This window comes from Chitinophaga japonensis (assembly GCF_007830125.1).
Lineage (GTDB): Bacteria > Bacteroidota > Bacteroidia > Chitinophagales > Chitinophagaceae > Chitinophaga > Chitinophaga japonensis.
In genome coordinates, this window is record NZ_VLLG01000002.1 from 937,526 (window position 1) to 954,040 (window position 16,515).

A 16,515-nucleotide genomic window follows, 5' to 3' on the forward strand; every position below is an offset into this window, starting at 1 on the left:
CTAATTTTAATTCAGATCACAATATTATCAATACTTTCTGTATGAACCGATTTACTACCAGGTTATTCTTTACCGGTACCCTATTACTAGCCACGTATTTATCCCATGCGCAGACCAATACTGTTGAATTCGGACAGAATCGTGTACAGTTCAAGAATTTCAAGTGGAGGTACTATCAGACCCGGCACTTCAATACCTACTTTGCACAAAGCGGGTTGGAGCTGGGCAAATACGTGGCCCAGGTAGCGGAAAAGGAGCTGCCCTCCCTGGAACAGTTCATGGAGTTCACCTTCCGGCAAAGGTTGAATATTGTGGTATATAACAGCTTCGGTGAAATGAAGCAATCCAACATCGGGATCGGGGTGGACTGGCAGAATACCGGCGGGGTCACCAAACTGGTAGGCAATAAAATGCTGGTGTACTTTGATGGCGACCATGCCCACCTGCACCGGCAGATCCGCCAGGGCATTGCCCGGGTGATGCTGGAAACCCTGCTGTTCGGCGAAGATATCGGTGAATTTGCCGGAAACTCCGTATTGATCGATTTCCCCAAATGGTTTACAGACGGTTTTATTGCCTATGCGGCAGAGCACTGGAACACGGAAAATGACGAAGCGCTGAAGGCCGCCCTGCAGTCCGGCAAGTACCGGAAGTTCAACCAACTGGCTTACGACCACCCCGTGCTGGCCGGGCATGCCTTCTGGTACTACGTGGAAACCAAGTTCGGCAAGGATGCGGTGCCTTACCTTATGTACATTGCCCGCATTAACCGGGGCCTGAAAAGAGGGTTTGAACAGGTGCTGCACATGACGCCCAAGAAAACCACGGAGGATTTCTGGATGTACAATATCCGGCGCTACCAGCAGGACAACCGCCGCCGCCGGCAGGTGACCCGCGGGCGCAGCATCGTGACCCGGGAAACCAAGAAGTCCGACTTCTACCGCTTCCAGGCCAATCCCAAGAACAATTCCTACGCCGTAGTAGAATATACCAAAGGAAAATACCGGGTACAGATACAGCTCGGCTACCTGAAGCCAAAAGTGCTGCTGAAGAGCGGCGTACGGCAACTGGCCAACCAACTGGACCCCAACTACCCGCAACTGGCCTGGAACCAGAAGGGCAACCGCCTGGCCATTGTGTACGAGCATGAAGGGAAGACCAAGCTGATGATCTACGACCTCATCACCAAAACCACCATCAAACAGGACCTGACCCAGTTTGACCGGGTAGTGGATATGAAGTATTTCTTCGAGTTTGACAATACCCTGCTGCTGTCCGCCATCAAGAACGGGCATACGGACATTTACACGTACAGTATCAGCAACTATAAAACGGAGCAGATCACGAACGATGTGTATGACGACCTGGACCCCTCCTTTGTGGCATTCCCGGGTAAGAGCGGCATTATCTACTCTTCCAACCGCCCCTCGCCCAACGCCAGGAGCGCGGATACGGTGCTGCCCAATGCTCATTACAACGTATTCCTGATCGATAACTGGAATAAGACCTCCGAAAAACAGATCTCCCAGTTGACCGATATGAAATATGGCGACGCCCGGCTGCCCATGCAGTACAATACCACACACTTTACCTTTGTATCGGACGAGAACGGTATCCGCAACCGCTATGCCGGTTTCTTTAAAACAGAACGGGCAGGTGTGGACTCCCTCTTCTTTGTAGGCTCCGAAATACTGCATAACCCTGAGAAGGAGGACCTGGACTCCGCCCTGGCTGATTACGGTGCTACAGAACCGGACTCCATGAAGGTGATCGCCCTGACCAAGGACTCTACCTATGTGTTCCCGGTTACCAACTATCGCAACGGCATCCTGGAGTCCCGCATCGCCGGCGATGAAGGCACCGTGTCCGAGGTGATCGCCCTGAATACGGAATACAAACGCCTGTACAAGTTGAAGGTAGATACCAACACCCTGCGCAGGCGCAATGTAAGCGCAAGACCTACTTCCTTCCGGCAGTACGAAATGCGCCAGGACAGCCTCCGGCTGGGATTGCCCATTTACAACGGGCAGCCCGTAAAAGATACCGTAAAGCGCCCGGACTTTTTCCAGAGCGAGTTTGCGAATGACCCGGCCGATACGGCTGTGGCGCAACAGGAAATACCGCCGGTGGAAAAACCCCGGGAAATACCCATTCTCAAAAGGGCCCGGCTGCTGCCTTACAAACTGAAGTTCTCATCAGACTACCTGATCGCGCAGATAGACAACTCTATCCTCATTAACCGGTACCAGCCATTTACCGGCCAGCCCGTAAGCCCCATCCGGCTCACAGACCCGGTGAACGGCCTTATCCGGATCGGGGTGAGCGATCTCATGGAGGACTACAAGTTCAGCGGCGGCTTCCGCTTCCCCTCCTCCCTGGATGGAACGGAATATTTCTTTTCCTTTGCCTACCTGAAAAAACGGTTTGATTATAAATTCACGTACTATCGCAAGGTAGACAAGGCGTCCCTGGGCGATGTTTATCCCATTAAGCTGAAGACCAACCTGTACCAACTGGATGTGCGCTACCCGTTTGACCAGGTACGGAGCCTGCGCCTGCAAACCGGCTTCCGTAACGACCGGATGGTAATACTGGCTTCCGACGAGCAGAGCCTGAAAGTGCAGGACTTCTACGAGAACTATGCCTTACTGCGCCTGGAGTATGTGTATGACAATACCATCAACCCGGCCATCAACATTTGGCACGGCACCCGCTACAAGGTTTACGGAGATATGAACGCCCAGATCTCCGGCGACCTGAACGGTTTCTTTAACCCCACTGCTGCGGGCAAGGGTAAGTTTACTTATAATATGGGCGTAGACGTGCGCCACTACGAAAAGATATACCGCAACTTTATATGGGCCACCCGCTTTGCCATGGATATATCCTGGGGCTCCCGCAAGCTGCTGTACTACCTGGGCGGCGTGGACAACTGGCTGAACCCGCAGATCAATACCAATACACCGGTAAATCTCAATACCAACTACGGTTTCCAGACACTGGCCGTGAACCTGCGCGGGTATAAGCAAAATGCCAAGAACGGCAATAACGTGATGCTCTTTAACTCCGAGCTGCGCCTGCCGGTATTTGCCACGCTGATAGACAAGCCTATCAACTCCGCTTTCCTGCGCAACTTCCAGCTCACGCAGTTCCTGGACATTGGCACCGCCTGGAACGAAAAACTGAGCTTTAAAGACGCTAACTATACCTACTATACCGGTAGCGACGGCGTAACCGTAAAGATCAAGGAAGGCTTCCTGGGACCGTTTGTAGGCGGCTATGGCTTTGGCGCCCGTACTACCATTGCAGGCTACTTCCTGCGGGTGGATGCCGGCTGGCCAATGATCGCCTTCTTCCGTGGCAATCCCATCTGGTACTTTGGTATGGGGGTGGATTTTTAAAATTCCAAAATCCAAATCCCAAATTCCAAAATAGCGGTAATCGCCCAACTACCCGTAACAGGTCAGTATTATTGGCGGATTGCCTACATTTTGGAATTTGGGATTTGGATTTTGGAATTTAACCTTTCTTGAGGTTGTAAATAATATGCATGAACAAGCCCAGGCAAATGGAAAAACCCCAGGCATGGGCATACTGCAGGGGATGCAGCAGCATGGCGCCCGTTTCCCGTAACAGCGGCACCGGCGCTACCAGCAGGTCCCAACTGTTCCAGCGGAGGTAGCGGCCTATATACACGCCCCAGCCACACAGCAACATTACCGGCAGAACAAACAGCCGCACCGGCCATTGCGGGAACCGCTCCACGCACATGACCTGCATTTGCCGGATGGAGATAAAGCCCAGTATCAGGCCGTTCCAGGCAAAGGACAGGATCAGGATCAGGTCAAACCACCTGGGCGCGCCGCCTTCGGGCAAATGATACAGGTCTGTGAGTATATAGGGCGCATTCGGTAAAAATACCAGCCAGGCCCCGAAAGCCCCCCACCACACCAGCAGCGACCAGCGAACGGCGCCATAGGACTGCATGAGCAGCGTAATGTGGCAAGGCACCCATGCCAGGAACAGGTTCCATAACAGGAACGCATACTGCAGGCTGCCCGTGTGTATGAAACGGGAAAGCAATAGTAAAAGACTGAAAGCTACCGACATCAGCAAAGCATTCCGCTTAGGTCCGGTTATGGCATATAGTGACATAAGTGATCTATCGTTCGCTATTTAATAAAAACCGGCAGAAATATGACCGCACCCGTCAAAACAGCTACCAGCACCGCCACCAGCACAGCGCCGGCCGCCACGTCCTTGATCCACTTTACCCGGGGATGGTACTCCGGCGAGAGGTGGTCCATCATTTTCTCGATCACGGTGTTCAGCATCTCCGTGATCCACACCATGCCGGTCACGATCACCACGGCTATCCACTGGGAGGCGGTAATGCGGGCATAAAGGCCCAGGGCGGCTACCAGCACGGTAGCAAGGGCATGTATGCGGGCGTGCGGCTCCGTGATGATAAAGGCGGCAATGCCGCTGAAGGCATACCGGAAGCTGAGCAGGCGGCGGCGCAGGTAATTGGTTTTAGGTCCGGTCATAATATCATGCATGCTTTTGAGCACAGTAAAATAACTAAAAACTGCGAGGCGGCCTTACCTGCCCAGGGCCTCCCAGCGGATCTTCCTGCTGAAGTACATGACAATGGCCAGGATGATGAACAGGCCCAGGCTGCCCATCAGCAAAGCCTGGTCCTCTGACTGGATGATCACGTAAATGAAACCATACAGGGTGAGCAGCGTGCCGCCCACGGCCAGCGCCGTGCCGGTTTTCTTAAGCACGCTGACCGTATAGGTGGTGACCAGCCCCAGTGTAAGCAGGGTAGCGATGCAGTAAGCCGCGTTGAAGCCCAACTGCTCCGCCTGTGAGATCAGCAGGGTGTAAAAAATGCACAGGGCCACGCCTATCAGTATATATTGTAATGGATGAACGGAATGGTGCCGCAGCAGCTCAATAAAATAGAATAGCAGGAAGGTGAGACCGATAATGAGGATGGCGTATTTCACGGCCCGCATGGATTTAAGGTAAACGTCCACCGGCAGGAACAGCTTTACGCCGAAATCCGCATCATGAATGTCATATTTATCATTGCCTAATATCCAGCTTTGGGGAAAATTACGGTTCAGGTGCAGTACCTGCCAGGCGGCGGAAAAGTGCTTGTCCTCCACTTTGCGGGTGTCCGGCAAAAAGGCGCCGTCAAAGCTGGGATCGGACCAGCCGGCCTGCAGGTTGACTCGCGTGGTTTTTCCCACGGGCGAAAAATTCACTTCCCCTGATCCCTTCAATTGCAGGTTAATGGTGAAACTGGCACCCGCTGAGTCTACGCTTTCCGCTGCCAGCGGCACTTTGGCCTGCAAGCCGCTTCCCAGCAGCCCACCGGGGGGTGTACCGGGGTTAAACACGAAGGGCTGCCCGTTCCACAGTACCTGTACCTGGTTGCCGATGCCCCGCATATCGGAAATGCCCATGGCCAGGGAGGCCTCGTTCCAGCGCAAACGCTCGGAGGAAATGTTCAGCGCTGCCAGGTCCGGCGCCGTGAACGACCCGCTGAGCTGGAACCGGGAGCCGTATACCGCCACTTCGTAGATGCCCCTTTTCCTGATCTCGGGCTGCAGTTGCCCGTTGATAGTGAGCTGCTCCGGCAGGAAGCAGGCGTAGCGCAGCACTTCTTCCTCCCGGACAGCGGTTTCTGTTTTAATTACATTGATCTCCGTGTAAGGCACTACCAGCACGGGCCCGGTAATGGTCTGGGCATTGGCCCACTTGGCGCTTACCTCTTCGGTGGCCTGCTGCTGCAGGTGTTTCCGTTCGTTGATCAGGCCCATGATCATGGCGGTGGGAATGAGCAGCACCAGCACCAGGATGCCGATAACAATGGCCTTTATAGCGTAGGCATAACGCTCCCAGAATGATCGTTGCGCAGTGGTGTTTGTTGTTTCCATGTGTTTTACAATTTAAAAAGTACTTTGTATTCCAAAGTATAAAGACAAAAAAATTTTTACTGCATGAATTTTATCATATGCTCCAGGGCCGCCAGGTGGCTTTTAAAGGCCTTTTCACCTGCTTTGGTAATGGAATAGGTAGTGTTCGTTTTCCGGCCCACGAAACCTTTGTGCACTTTCAGGAAGCCGTTTTCCTCCAGCGTGTTCAGATGGGAGGCCAGGTTGCCGTCTGTTACTTCCAGCAGTTGCTTCAGGTCGTTGAAGCTCACCTCCTCGTTCACCATCAGCACGCTCATCACACCCAGGCGGATGCGGCTGTCAAACAGTTTATTCAGGTTACCTATCGGATTGTTCATTAGTTCGCGATTTCACGGGTCTTTCTTTCGTATTTCCACCACATAACCATGCCATACACAATGTGCAGCACGCCAAAGCCGAGTGTCCAGAAGTAAATGCCCCTGCGCAACAGGAAGATGTTCAGGATACCCAGGGCTATTTCCGCCAGGCCCAGGTAGCGTATATCCGTAAGGGTATACTTGCTGGCGTTTACCAGCGCCAGCCCGTAAAACACCAGGCAGGAAGGCGCGATCAGCGATACCTGGTTATTATAGATCAGCCCCAGTATGAACAGTCCGCCGGCAGCCAGCGGTATACCTATGTTGACCAGCACTTTGCGGGAGGTGGCGTCCCAGATGGGCAGCCCGTTGCGCCGCGCCCGGCGCCAGGTAAAGTAGGCCCCGCCGGCCAGCGCCACCAGCAGCACACCGGCGGCCAGCAGCATCAGCCGCAGGCGCAAAGAGGCGTAATCTGCATCACTGTAGCCGCCGCGGGCATCCCAGGCGGCATAGTAACTGTTTAGCCAACTGTAGGCTATCCAGGCGCCGCCCAAGCCGCTTAAACCAGCCCATATGCCACTGAGGCCGCTGAGGGAGATGAAACGGCTGCTCCGTTCCATTATGCGCTTGATGTCGCTGAGCGTTTGCAGATGCTGCTGTTCATTCATAGAAAAAGCACTTTGTGGTTCAAAGTTAATGAAAGTTTTGCATTGAATAGAAAAAAATGATGTGCGGTCAGCCCGCGACGCTATCCAAAGCAGTTAGTATCACATCACAGCTTTCCTTTATCTGCTCCTTTGTAATAATAAGGGGAGGAGCAATGCGCAGGCATTCCGGCGCAAACAGGAACCAGTCCGTCAATACGCCTTGCCGGATGCATTCGTCTATCACCTTTTTATTCACCGCAAAGCTCTCCAGCTCTACCGCCATCAGCAGCCCTTTGGAGCGCACCGCCTTAATGGCCGGGTGCTGCAGGTAAGTATGAAACAGCCGCTCCTTTTCCGCTACTGCCGGCACCAGCTCCTCCTGCAGCAGGACCTGCATGCCCGCCATACCGGCGGCGCAGCTCACGGGATGGCCGCCAAAAGTAGTAATATGCCCCAGCACGGGGTGATGGGTCAGGCTCCACATCAGCTCCCGGTCCGCTATGAAAGCGCCCAGGGGCATGCCGCCGCCCAATGCCTTGCCCAGCAATAATATATCCGGTACAATGCCAAACTGCTCAAAGCCCCAGAGGGTGCCGTTGCGGCCCAGCCCGCACTGTATCTCATCCAGCACCAGCAGGGCGCCGGCCTGGCTGCATTTTTCCCTTAATGCGTGTAACCATTCCCGTTCCGGCGGGCGTACACCCGCCTCCGCCTGCACGGTTTCCGCCACCACGCAGGCGGTACGGCTGGTAACCTGCTCCAGGGAAGCCACTGCATTGTATTCCAGGTGCTGCACATCAGGCAGCAGGGGGCGGTAGGCGTTCCGCCATTCCTCCTGCCCCATAATACTGAGGGAGCCCTGCGTAGAGCCGTGGTAGCTGTTCCTGAAAGCAATGACCTCCGTTCTGCCCGTATACCGCTTGGCCAGCTTCATGGCGCCTTCCACCGCCTCCGTACCGGAGTTGGTAAAGTACACGCTGTTCAGCGATGCCGGCAGGTGAGCGCTCAGCATGTTGGCAAAGGCCACCTGTGGCGACTGTACCAGCTCCCCATACACCAGCAGGTGCATGTACTGCGCGGCCTGCTCCTGTATGGCCTTTACAACCTGCGGATGGCAGTGGCCCACATTACATACGCTGATGCCCGCTATCAGGTCCAGGATGCGCCTGCCATCCGCATCCCACATATACATGCCCTGCGCCTTGTTGATCTCCAGCGCCAGCGGGGCGTCCGATGTTTGCGCTACATGCCGTAAAAAAAGCTGCCGGTTATTCATAATTCTTACATTTGTGCAGAGAACCAAAATTAAGCTATTAGCTTTTAGTCTTTAGCCATTAGCTAAAAACGTATTTTCCTGACAGCTAATAGCTAACCGCTAAAAGCTATTGATATGCCTGTTATTTTACCTGTAAAAGGAATACAGCCCCAAATGGGAAAAGATTGTTTCATAGCCCCCAACGCCACCATTGTGGGCGACGTAGTAATGGGCGACGGCTGCAGCGTATGGTTCAATGCCGTGGTGCGCGGCGATGTAAACAGCATTCGTATAGGCAACAAGGTGAATATACAGGACGGGGCGGTGATCCACTGCACGTATGAAAAAACCAAAACCCTCATAGGCGATAACGTATCCATTGGCCACAACGCCATTGTGCATGGCTGCACAGTGGACGATAATGTGCTGATAGGCATGGGCGCCATTGTAATGGACAATGCCCACATTGGCGGCAACAGCATCATTGCCGCCGGCGCAGTAGTGCTGGAAGGCACCAAGGTGGAGCCGGGCACCATCTATGCCGGGGTGCCTGCAAAAAAAGTAAAGGATATCAGCATGGAACTGGTCAATGGCGAGATCAACCGCATCGCCAATAACTACCTCATGTACGCCGGCTGGTTCAAATAATAAAAATTTATTATATTGCAGTAAATTTACCCTAGCCTATGCGAAAACTATTCCTATTACTGTGGCTTTGCGCTATTGCAGCCGGCGGCTGCGCTACGCAGCAGGGCTGCCCGGCCAACAACTTTTACACAAAGGGCGTCAAGAAAGCCAATAAAAAGGCCCGTAAACAAATGGATAGCCGCGTATTCTGATTTCCTATGTATTCACCTTATTTATCCCGCCCTGTATGCGAAAAACCCTTATCCTGCTGCTGTTAACGTTCAGCATACTTGCATTCGGCGCCTGCCGTACGCAAAAGACCGGTTGTCCCAGTCCCCGGAAAAACTGGGGCGCGGAAAAAGTGCTGGACGAACTGAATAAACCGGGAAAAAAGAAGGAGCAGGCTTAATACTTTTCCTCTTCGATGGTCTCAAGAATAGTGGCATAGCTGATATAACGCTCCGCATCGATCTCACCTTCCTCTACCGCCGCTTTTACCGCGCAACCGGGCTCATTGATGTGCAGGCAGTTGTTGAACTGGCACTGCGTAATGTAAGGCTGCATTTCCAGGAAATAATGCGACAGCTCTGTTTTGGGGATATCCACAATGCCAAATTCCCGCACGCCGGGCGTATCTATCAACTGGCCGCCGGTTTCGACAGGCAGGTCAAACATCTCCGCAAAAGTGGTGGTGTGCAGCCCCTTGCCGCTCCAGCCGCTCACTTCTTTGGTGCGCAGCTCCAGCCCCGGCAGCAACTGGTTGATCAGCGATGACTTGCCCACGCCGGAGTGGCCGGACATCAGGGTCACCTTGTTATGCAGCAGGGCCCGTATCTCCTCCATGCCTTCTTCCTTTACGGCGGACACCAGCAATACGGGATAGCCGATGGCGGTATACACCGCTTCCAGTTCCAGGAACTTGTCCAGGTCCTTTGCTTTCAGGATATCTTTTTTGTTGAACACCAGTATGGCGGGAATATGATAGGCGGCGGCCGTTACCAGGAAACGGTCTATAAAGCCCCGGGACGTGCGGGGCTCTTTTATGGTGCAGATCAGCATGGCCTGGTCCAGGTTGGCGGCCACAATATGCTTCTGTGTTCTGCGGTGGGGAGAGGTACGTACAATATAATTCTTGCGGGGCGCAATATCTGTAATAACAGCAATACCGTTCTCGCCGGTCTCCGGCATGATCTCCACCACATCACCTACGGCTATGGGGTTGGTGGAAGTGATATCCTCGTCTATTTTGAAAACGCCTTTGATGCGGGCCTGGTATTGCCCGCCGGCGGCTGTTTTAACGGTATACCAGCTTCCGGTTGATCTGTAAACGATACCCTGCATAGCGATGCAAGTTACGGTAAACTGCGGAAAACGGAGTAGCGCAGCAGTACTTCCAGCAGCAGGCAGCCCAGGGCTATCATGGCCAGCGGGAAGAAATGCTCTGCATAATGCCGGTAAGAGGTGATCTCCACCTTCGTTTTTTCCAGGTTGTCTATTTCCCCGTATATCTTTTGCAGGGCGGTGGTATTGGTAGCCCTGAAGTATTTGCCCCCGGTCTCTGAAGATATCTTTTTCATTAACGGCTCGTCGATCTGCACATCCTGCATCTGCATTTGTATGCTGCCATCCGGCATGGTCATGGGGAAGGGCGCTTTACCATAGGTGCCGATGCCAATGGTGTATACCCTTATCTTAAATGCTTTGGCAATTTCCAGGGCGGTAAGCGGGTCTACCAGGCCGGTATTGTTCACACCGTCCGTCAGCAGGATAATGACCTTGCTCCTGGCCTGGCTGCTCCTTAAACGGTCCACCGCGGTAGCCAGGCCCATGCCAATGGCGGTGCCGTCCTGCAGCATGCCGCTCTTGATCTGCATGATCTGGTTGTTCAACACGGCATGATCTGTTGTAATGGGGCACTGCGTAAAGCTCTCGCCGGAAAATATGACCAGGCCGATGCGGTCGCTGACACGCTTGCCCACGAACTCTACCGCTACTTTTTTGGCAGCTTCCAGGCGGTTGGGGCGCAGGTCTTCCGCCAGCATACTGCCGGAAATATCTACGCTTAGCACGATATCGATCCCTTCACTATCAATGCTTTCAGAGGTATTGCTGGTCTGGGGGCGGGCCAGCGCCGTTACCAGCGCGGCATAGGCCAGCAGCCGCAGCACCAGCAGCACCGGGCGCAGGCGGGCCTTCCAGGATACGGGCAGCCCTTTCAGCCCCTGTATGGAGGATACCTGCAGGGCGCCCTGCTGCCGCTGCCCCCGTTTAATGTACCAGTAGATCATGACCGGTATCAGCAACAGCAGCCAGAAGCACCAGGGATAAGCGAATGTTATATTTTTCCAGATTAACAGATCCATTGAGTATGCAATACGAATTACAAATTATTGATTACGCTGAAAGCTTAAAGCACAAAGCTGATCCTAGTGAATTTAAGCCATGGCAACCGGCTTTTAGCTTTATGCTTTCTGCTTTAAGCCTTCGGCGTCCGGCGTTTCCGCCGGCCTGGCCGCCGGTTTGGTCCATTCCACGATCTCCACTGCCTTTTGCATGCTGTCCGCATGTTCTTCCGGCGTAGGCTGCAGCTTGGCGAACTTGGCCAGGTCTGCCAGCGACAGCAGGGCCCGCAGCTTGTCCCGCTGCTGGTTCAGGATGGTCACCGGTTTGATGTTCTGCAACAGCTCCGCGGTGGTTTGTTCCAGGGCGGCAATGCCGAACTGCTCTTCAAAATAGGTACGTAAAATATCGGTGAGCCGGGAATAATATTCTTTTACATTGCCGGCCTGCCATACCTTTTCGGCTTCCAGCGCTTTCAACTGGCGCAGGGTACGGTCATAAGCAGGCTCCAGCGGTGCGGGCGGCGGGGCCGGCGCTTTGGCGGGCCGCCTGCGGAAGTACCACCACAGGCCCAGGGCCAGCAGCACCACGGCAGCGCCTATCACCATGTACAACCAATAGTCCCAGATGCTCCAGGCAACGGTGCGGATGGTTTTGATAGGTTTAAACGCCTTGGTAGTATCTACGGCAACGGTATTCACGTCAATGCCTATAGGGGCGGAGAAAGCGGAATCCACACTGCCGGAAGCGGCGATCATTTCAAACTTCAGGGCCGGTATTTCCCAGCGGCCGGAGTCGAAGCTGGTCAGGGTAAGTGTTTGCCGGAGCAGTTGTTCCTGCGTACCGGCGCTGGTCACGGTATCCAGTGCAGACCGGTCCACCACTTCCCAGTGGTTGAAAGAGTCCGGCAGGCTGGGAAATACCATTTGCAGGCCGGCTTCCTTCAGCTTGCCGGGGTCCACCCGGGCGGTCAGCTCCAGCTTTACCTGCTCGCCTATACGAATTCTATCCGTATCGGCGCTGGCCCGTACGTCAAAACGGTCTTGTGCGAACAAACGGAAAGGACATAGCACATACCCCAGCAACACAAATAAATAAATGCTCTTTACTATTGTACTTTTCTGCATGATGGTTTTTGCTCCGCTTTAAAACTTAGGCCCTGTTCAGGAAAAATGTCTGCAATGCCTTTACATAGTCCTCATCCGTGCGCACGCTGATCAGCTCTGCCCCGCTTTTCAGGAAGGCATTGCGGCAGTACTGCACATGCTGCAGGAACTGCTGCGTATAGAACTGCTGCACTCTTTTATCGGAAGCGTCCACCCACTGGCGGGCGCCGGACTCCGCATCGGCCATCTGTATCAATCCCACCGGCGGCAGCTCCTTGTCGCGCTGGTCATACACATGGATGCCTACCATGTCATGCCGTTTGGAGGCAATGGTGAGCGCATCCTGGTAGTTACCGGCCAGGAAATCGCTGAGCAGGAAAACAATGCTCTTTTTCTTGGCGGCATTGTTAAAGAAGCGCAGGGTCTCCCGGATGTTGGTGCCCTTCTTTTTAGGCCGGAAGGACAGCAGCTCCCGGATGATGAACAGGATATGTGATTTCCCTTTTTTGGGAGGAATATATTTTTCTACACCGTCGCTGAAAAAGATCACGCCCACCTTGTCGTTGTTATTGATGGCGGAAAATGCCAGCACGGCGCAGATCTCGGTGATCAGGTTACGCTTGTTCTGGTGCACGGTGCCAAACACGGAGCTTTCGCTCACATCTACCAGCAGCATCACCGTGAGCTCCCGCTCTTCCTCGAATATCTTCACAAAAGGATGGTTGAAGCGCGCCGTTACGTTCCAGTCAATGGCCCGCACGTCGTCTCCAAACTGGTAATCCCTTACTTCACTGAAAGACATGCCCCTGCCTTTAAAGGCGCTGTGGTACTCCCCGGAGAAAATATGGTTGGAAAGCCCTTTCGTCTTTATTTCCAGTCGTCTTACCTTTTTGAGTATTTCAGCAGTATCCACCCTTAACAATTAATAATTAACAATTAATAATGAAGTAGCGTTGCACTAAACTGCCAACAGCTAATTGCTATTTATGGCACTTCCACCGCATTCAGTATTTCGCTCAGTATGTTCTCGGTAGTCACGTTCTCTGCCTCCGCCTCATAAGTAAGGCCCACGCGGTGGCGCATCACGTCAAAGCAGATGCTGCGCACGTCTTCGGGTATCACGTAGCCGCGGCGCTTCATAAACGCATAGGATTTGGCGGCCCAGGCCAGGCTGATGCTCGCCCTGGGCGATCCGCCGTAGGAGATCAGCGGTTTCAGCTTCTGCAGCTTGTACTCTTCCGGGTGACGGGTGGCAAAAACGATATCGAGTATGTAACGCTCTATCTTTTCATCCATATATACTTCCCGTACCAGCTTGCGGGCCTCCACGATATCGGCGGGCTGTATCACCGGGTTGATGGCGGCCATGCCGCCGGGATTCAGGTTCTGCCGGATGATGTGCCTTTCTTCTTCCTTGGTAGGATAGCCGATCACTACCTTGAGCATGAAGCGGTCCACCTGCGCTTCGGGCAGCGTGTAGGTGCCTTCCTGCTCTATCGGGTTCTGGGTGGCCAGCACCAGGAAAGGCTCCTCCAGCTTGAAAGTGGTGTCGCCAATGGTGATCTGCTTTTCCTGCATGGCTTCCAGCAGGGCGCTCTGTACTTTGGCGGGGGCGCGGTTGATCTCGTCCGCCAGGATAAAATTGGCGAAGATAGGCCCCTTGCGTACCATGAATTCGTTACGCGGCTGGTTGTATATCATGGTGCCTACTACGTCGGCCGGCAGCAGGTCCGGTGTAAACTGTATACGGCTGAATTTGGCGTTGATGGCGGAAGACAGGGACTTGATGGACAGGGTTTTAGCCAGGCCGGGCACCCCTTCCAGCAGCACGTGGCCCTGCGCCAGCAAACCTATCAGCAGGCGCTCTACCATGTAGCGCTGGCCTACGATCACCTTGCTTAGCTCCAGGTTCAACAGATCTACAAATGCGCTGGCCTGATGGATCTTTTCATTCAATTGACGGATGTCTTGCGATGTATTCTCCATGCTATATTTTAATTTTTTCAGGTTTGCAAAATAAACATTCTCACCCCAAAACACTGATCCACAGCCACCTGCGGCCGTTAAAATGCTGTTAATTATGCAGGGCCAAACGCTGAAAGCTTAACGCTGAGGAAATTATGCGTCAAGCGTTTGGCGTCCTGCTTTCAGCGGTCAGCGTCGGGCCCCCAAGTTAATAAAGCCCCGGCACATTTATATCATCTTTTTTTATAACGTACATTTGCATTTATTAATAAACACCTAACAATCAAATATATACTATGGATGATCTTGAGCAGCGATGGAAACAGGTAGAAACCAGGCTCACAGAACGCTTCGGTAAAACGCCCAACATGGAGGCCATTCTCTTCCTGATAGGCATCCAGGAGCTGGGCCGCCTGAAAAAGAAATTCACCAAGGAACAGAAACAGGACCTGATGCATATTGCTACCTGCACCCTGCTGAGCCAGAGCGGGTACTACGAACTGGAAGGATACGACAAGGACGGATGGCCCCATTTCAAAATGGTGCAACCCGTACCTGATATGGGACTGGCCGAGCAGGAAAGATTTCTGAAGGAACATATCATTGCGTATTTTGAGGAACCGGATGAGGAGGTCTAAATCATGACAGACATCGTTATTCGCCCGGTGCAACCCGGCATGCTGGACACGCTGGTACAACTGGAGCAGCAAACCTACACGGAAACCTTCGGGCCGGTGTACCAGGCGGCAGACCTGAACGCTTTCCTGCAGGAAAAGAAAAGCCTGGCCACCCTGCAGCAGGAACTGGCGCAGCCGGGCGCCCTGTATTATATACTTTACTATGGGAATACGCCGGCCGGCTTCCTGAAACTGAACCTCGGCAAGCAGCCGGACGATGCAGCACGCACCCTCCTGCCCACCCCTGTTATGGAGCTGGAAAAGATCTATGTGCTGCAAAGCCTGCAGGGGCACAAACTCGGCAAGGCGCTGATGCAGCAGGCCTATGCGGTGGCGCAGGAGCATGGCATCAAAACGCTGTGGCTGGGCGTGTGGGAGCATAATACGCGGGCTTTTAACTTTTACCGGCGGGAAGGCTTTGAACATTTCAGCGAACATTCCTTCCGGGTAGGCACACAAAAGGATACCGACTGGCTGATGAAGAAACAGCTATACTAAGGGCTAACCATTACTATTATATGAAGAAACTATTACTATTGCTCTTACTGCTGGGCACTGCTATGGGCGCTATGAGCAAACACCGGAAAGTAAAGGTGATCACGCCTTATGGCACGATGGTGATCTTGCTGTACGATGAGACGCCCCTGCACCGCGACAATTTCATTAAACTGGCCAGGGCCCATTTTTATGACAGCGTGCTGTTTCACCGGGTGATCAACACGTTCATGATCCAGGGCGGCGACCCGCAGTCAAAGCACGCCCAACCCGGCGCTATGCTGGGCAACGGGGAAAACGGGTATACCGTGCCGGCTGAGTTCCGGCTGGACCTGTTCCATAAAAAAGGCGCACTGGCGGCTGCGCGCGATAACAATCCCGCCAAAGCTTCTTCCGGTTGCCAGTTCTATATTGTGCAGGGCAAAACATGGACGGACGCAGAACTGGACCAGTTGGAGCAAACACGCCTGGGCGGCCGTAAAATACCGGTAGATCAGCGGGAGATCTACAAAACCACCGGCGGCACCCCGCAACTGGACCAGGGCTATACCGTATTCGGGCAGGTAATAAAAGGACTGGAAGTAATAGACCGCATTGCTGCGGTGAAGACCGACGGCAACGACCGTCCTGTTACAGATGTGCCGATGAAGATACGGCTGGTAAAGAAATGGTTATTCTTCTGATTTGAGAGGCAGGAAATCTTAATTTCCTTACTTTTACCGCCAAAATCAAACTAGCTATGAATTTTCCGTCAAACCTGCGGTACACAAAAGACCATGAATGGATCTTGTTAGAGGGAAATGTTGCCACCATTGGCATCACCGAATTTGCGCAAGGCGAACTGGGGGATATTGTTTTTGTAGACATCAACACCGTGGGTAAGGCCCTCGATGCGGAAGAAGTGTTCGGCACGGTAGAAGCCGTAAAAACTGTTTCCGACCTGTTCCTGCCCGTTGCCGGCACGATTAATGAAGTAAATCCCGAGCTGGATGCCAGCCCCGAGCTGGTAAACCAGGACCCTTACGGAGCCGGCTGGATGATAAAAATGACCGTTAGCAATCCTGCCGATGTAGATGCACTGCTGGATGCGGAAGCATACCAGGCGCTGGTGGGATAATTT

Annotated in this window: 19 protein-coding genes; 8 read left to right on the forward strand and 11 right to left on the reverse strand. The window is 53.5% G+C overall.

Annotated elements, in window-relative coordinates; translation table 11 throughout:
* Nucleotides 1–41 precede the first annotated feature (41 nt).
* A complete protein-coding gene (locus LX66_RS03640) occupies nucleotides 42–3,401 on the forward strand; it encodes a BamA/TamA family outer membrane protein (RefSeq protein ID WP_145710527.1) in 3,360 nt (1,119 codons plus the stop codon).
* 118 nt (nucleotides 3,402–3,519) lie between these two features.
* On the opposite strand, the gene LX66_RS03645 is transcribed toward LX66_RS03640, so the two are convergent.
* From LX66_RS03645 to LX66_RS03670, 6 genes are all read right to left on the reverse strand, one after another.
* Entirely contained in the window at nucleotides 3,520–4,110 is a 591-nt protein-coding gene (locus LX66_RS03645; RefSeq protein WP_158642521.1) for a DUF1361 domain-containing protein, read from the reverse strand.
* Between the two features lie 62 nt (nucleotides 4,111–4,172).
* Nucleotides 4,173–4,547, reverse strand: coding sequence for a diacylglycerol kinase family protein (locus LX66_RS03650; RefSeq protein ID WP_145710529.1), 375 nt, complete (start codon nucleotides 4,545–4,547; stop codon nucleotides 4,173–4,175).
* 54 nt (nucleotides 4,548–4,601) lie between these two features.
* Nucleotides 4,602–5,948: a cell envelope integrity protein CreD gene (gene creD / locus LX66_RS03655; protein WP_145710530.1), complete on the reverse strand. Its 1,347-nt coding sequence runs from the start codon at nucleotides 5,946–5,948 to the stop codon at nucleotides 4,602–4,604.
* Nucleotides 5,949–6,004: 56 nt separating this feature from the next.
* Nucleotides 6,005–6,304: a winged helix-turn-helix domain-containing protein gene (locus tag LX66_RS03660; RefSeq protein ID WP_145710531.1), complete on the reverse strand. Its 300-nt coding sequence runs from the start codon at nucleotides 6,302–6,304 to the stop codon at nucleotides 6,005–6,007.
* Complete coding sequence (locus LX66_RS03665; RefSeq protein WP_145710532.1) at nucleotides 6,304–6,951, reverse strand: hypothetical protein; 648 nt, start codon at nucleotides 6,949–6,951, stop codon at nucleotides 6,304–6,306. Before LX66_RS03665 ends, LX66_RS03660 begins: the two co-directional genes overlap by 1 nt.
* Before the next feature lie 67 nt (nucleotides 6,952–7,018).
* Nucleotides 7,019–8,206 (reverse strand): aspartate aminotransferase family protein, encoded by a 1,188-nt coding sequence (locus LX66_RS03670; RefSeq protein ID WP_145710533.1) that lies wholly within the window; start codon nucleotides 8,204–8,206, stop codon nucleotides 7,019–7,021.
* A 153-nt stretch (nucleotides 8,207–8,359) separates the two neighbouring features.
* On the opposite strand from LX66_RS03670, the gene LX66_RS03675 reads away from it, so the two are divergent.
* Genes LX66_RS03675 through LX66_RS28130 form a run of 3 tightly spaced genes read left to right on the forward strand, consistent with a single transcriptional unit; the run spans nucleotide 8,360 to nucleotide 9,221 of the window.
* The gene (locus LX66_RS03675) at nucleotides 8,360–8,833 is read left to right on the forward strand and encodes a gamma carbonic anhydrase family protein (RefSeq protein ID WP_244620278.1); all 474 of its coding nucleotides are present in this window, start codon (nucleotides 8,360–8,362) and stop codon (nucleotides 8,831–8,833) included.
* Between the two features lie 38 nt (nucleotides 8,834–8,871).
* Nucleotides 8,872–9,024 (forward strand): hypothetical protein, encoded by a 153-nt coding sequence (locus LX66_RS28125; RefSeq protein ID WP_158642522.1) that lies wholly within the window; start codon nucleotides 8,872–8,874, stop codon nucleotides 9,022–9,024.
* 35 nt (nucleotides 9,025–9,059) lie between these two features.
* Nucleotides 9,060–9,221 (forward strand): hypothetical protein, encoded by a 162-nt coding sequence (locus LX66_RS28130; RefSeq protein ID WP_158642523.1) that lies wholly within the window; start codon nucleotides 9,060–9,062, stop codon nucleotides 9,219–9,221.
* Here LX66_RS28130 and rsgA read toward each other — a convergent pair.
* The 5 genes from rsgA to LX66_RS03700 form a co-directional block, all read right to left on the reverse strand.
* The gene (gene rsgA, locus LX66_RS03680) at nucleotides 9,218–10,153 is read right to left on the reverse strand and encodes a ribosome small subunit-dependent GTPase A (protein WP_145710535.1); all 936 of its coding nucleotides are present in this window, start codon (nucleotides 10,151–10,153) and stop codon (nucleotides 9,218–9,220) included. The two genes, LX66_RS28130 and rsgA, sit on opposite strands and share 4 nt — an antisense overlap.
* An 11-nt stretch (nucleotides 10,154–10,164) precedes the next feature.
* Entirely contained in the window at nucleotides 10,165–11,175 is a 1,011-nt protein-coding gene (locus LX66_RS03685) for a vWA domain-containing protein (RefSeq protein ID WP_145710536.1), read from the reverse strand.
* A gap of 99 nt (nucleotides 11,176–11,274) precedes the next feature.
* The gene (locus LX66_RS03690) at nucleotides 11,275–12,279 is read right to left on the reverse strand and encodes a protein BatD (protein WP_145710537.1); all 1,005 of its coding nucleotides are present in this window, start codon (nucleotides 12,277–12,279) and stop codon (nucleotides 11,275–11,277) included.
* Between the two features lie 25 nt (nucleotides 12,280–12,304).
* Nucleotides 12,305–13,171, reverse strand: a complete 867-nt coding sequence (locus LX66_RS03695; RefSeq protein ID WP_145710538.1) for a DUF58 domain-containing protein — start codon at nucleotides 13,169–13,171, stop codon at nucleotides 12,305–12,307.
* Nucleotides 13,172–13,242: 71 nt separating this feature from the next.
* Complete coding sequence (locus tag LX66_RS03700; protein ID WP_145710539.1) at nucleotides 13,243–14,244, reverse strand: AAA family ATPase; 1,002 nt, start codon at nucleotides 14,242–14,244, stop codon at nucleotides 13,243–13,245.
* 275 nt (nucleotides 14,245–14,519) lie between these two features.
* On the opposite strand from LX66_RS03700, the gene LX66_RS03705 reads away from it, so the two are divergent.
* The 4 genes from LX66_RS03705 to gcvH are packed head-to-tail and all read left to right on the forward strand — an operon-like array spanning nucleotide 14,520 to nucleotide 16,512.
* Complete coding sequence (locus LX66_RS03705) at nucleotides 14,520–14,861, forward strand: hypothetical protein (RefSeq protein ID WP_145710540.1); 342 nt, start codon at nucleotides 14,520–14,522, stop codon at nucleotides 14,859–14,861.
* A 3-nt stretch (nucleotides 14,862–14,864) separates the two neighbouring features.
* Nucleotides 14,865–15,398: a GNAT family N-acetyltransferase gene (locus tag LX66_RS03710; RefSeq protein WP_145710541.1), complete on the forward strand. Its 534-nt coding sequence runs from the start codon at nucleotides 14,865–14,867 to the stop codon at nucleotides 15,396–15,398.
* Between the two features lie 20 nt (nucleotides 15,399–15,418).
* Nucleotides 15,419–16,078: a peptidylprolyl isomerase gene (locus tag LX66_RS03715; RefSeq protein ID WP_145710542.1), complete on the forward strand. Its 660-nt coding sequence runs from the start codon at nucleotides 15,419–15,421 to the stop codon at nucleotides 16,076–16,078.
* A gap of 56 nt (nucleotides 16,079–16,134) precedes the next feature.
* Nucleotides 16,135–16,512, forward strand: a complete 378-nt coding sequence (gene gcvH, locus LX66_RS03720; protein ID WP_145710543.1) for a glycine cleavage system protein GcvH — start codon at nucleotides 16,135–16,137, stop codon at nucleotides 16,510–16,512.
* Nucleotides 16,513–16,515 lie beyond the last annotated feature (3 nt).

Bases quoted from the DNA above. Each gene is read 5' to 3' on its own strand.
- LX66_RS03640 (WP_145710527.1), top strand. From the start codon at position 42: ATGAACCGATTTACTACCAGGTTATTCTTTACCGGTACCCTATTACTA.
- LX66_RS03710 (WP_145710541.1), top strand. From the start codon at position 14,865: ATGACAGACATCGTTATTCGCCCGGTGCAACCCGGCATGCTGGACACG.
- creD (WP_145710530.1), bottom strand. From the start codon at position 5,948: ATGGAAACAACAAACACCACTGCGCAACGATCATTCTGGGAGCGTTAT.
- LX66_RS03700 (WP_145710539.1), bottom strand. From the start codon at position 14,244: ATGGAGAATACATCGCAAGACATCCGTCAATTGAATGAAAAGATCCAT.
- LX66_RS03660 (WP_145710531.1), bottom strand. From the start codon at position 6,304: ATGAACAATCCGATAGGTAACCTGAATAAACTGTTTGACAGCCGCATC.
- LX66_RS28130 (WP_158642523.1), top strand. From the start codon at position 9,060: ATGCGAAAAACCCTTATCCTGCTGCTGTTAACGTTCAGCATACTTGCA.
- LX66_RS03645 (WP_158642521.1), bottom strand. From the start codon at position 4,110: ATGTCGGTAGCTTTCAGTCTTTTACTATTGCTTTCCCGTTTCATACAC.
- LX66_RS03685 (WP_145710536.1), bottom strand. From the start codon at position 11,175: ATGGATCTGTTAATCTGGAAAAATATAACATTCGCTTATCCCTGGTGC.
- rsgA (WP_145710535.1), bottom strand. From the start codon at position 10,153: ATGCAGGGTATCGTTTACAGATCAACCGGAAGCTGGTATACCGTTAAA.
- LX66_RS03670 (WP_145710533.1), bottom strand. From the start codon at position 8,206: ATGAATAACCGGCAGCTTTTTTTACGGCATGTAGCGCAAACATCGGAC.
- LX66_RS03690 (WP_145710537.1), bottom strand. From the start codon at position 12,279: ATGCAGAAAAGTACAATAGTAAAGAGCATTTATTTATTTGTGTTGCTG.
- LX66_RS28125 (WP_158642522.1), top strand. From the start codon at position 8,872: ATGCGAAAACTATTCCTATTACTGTGGCTTTGCGCTATTGCAGCCGGC.
- gcvH (WP_145710543.1), top strand. From the start codon at position 16,135: ATGAATTTTCCGTCAAACCTGCGGTACACAAAAGACCATGAATGGATC.
- LX66_RS03650 (WP_145710529.1), bottom strand. From the start codon at position 4,547: ATGACCGGACCTAAAACCAATTACCTGCGCCGCCGCCTGCTCAGCTTC.
- LX66_RS03705 (WP_145710540.1), top strand. From the start codon at position 14,520: ATGGATGATCTTGAGCAGCGATGGAAACAGGTAGAAACCAGGCTCACA.
- LX66_RS03715 (WP_145710542.1), top strand. From the start codon at position 15,419: ATGAAGAAACTATTACTATTGCTCTTACTGCTGGGCACTGCTATGGGC.
- LX66_RS03675 (WP_244620278.1), top strand. From the start codon at position 8,360: ATGGGAAAAGATTGTTTCATAGCCCCCAACGCCACCATTGTGGGCGAC.
- LX66_RS03665 (WP_145710532.1), bottom strand. From the start codon at position 6,951: ATGAATGAACAGCAGCATCTGCAAACGCTCAGCGACATCAAGCGCATA.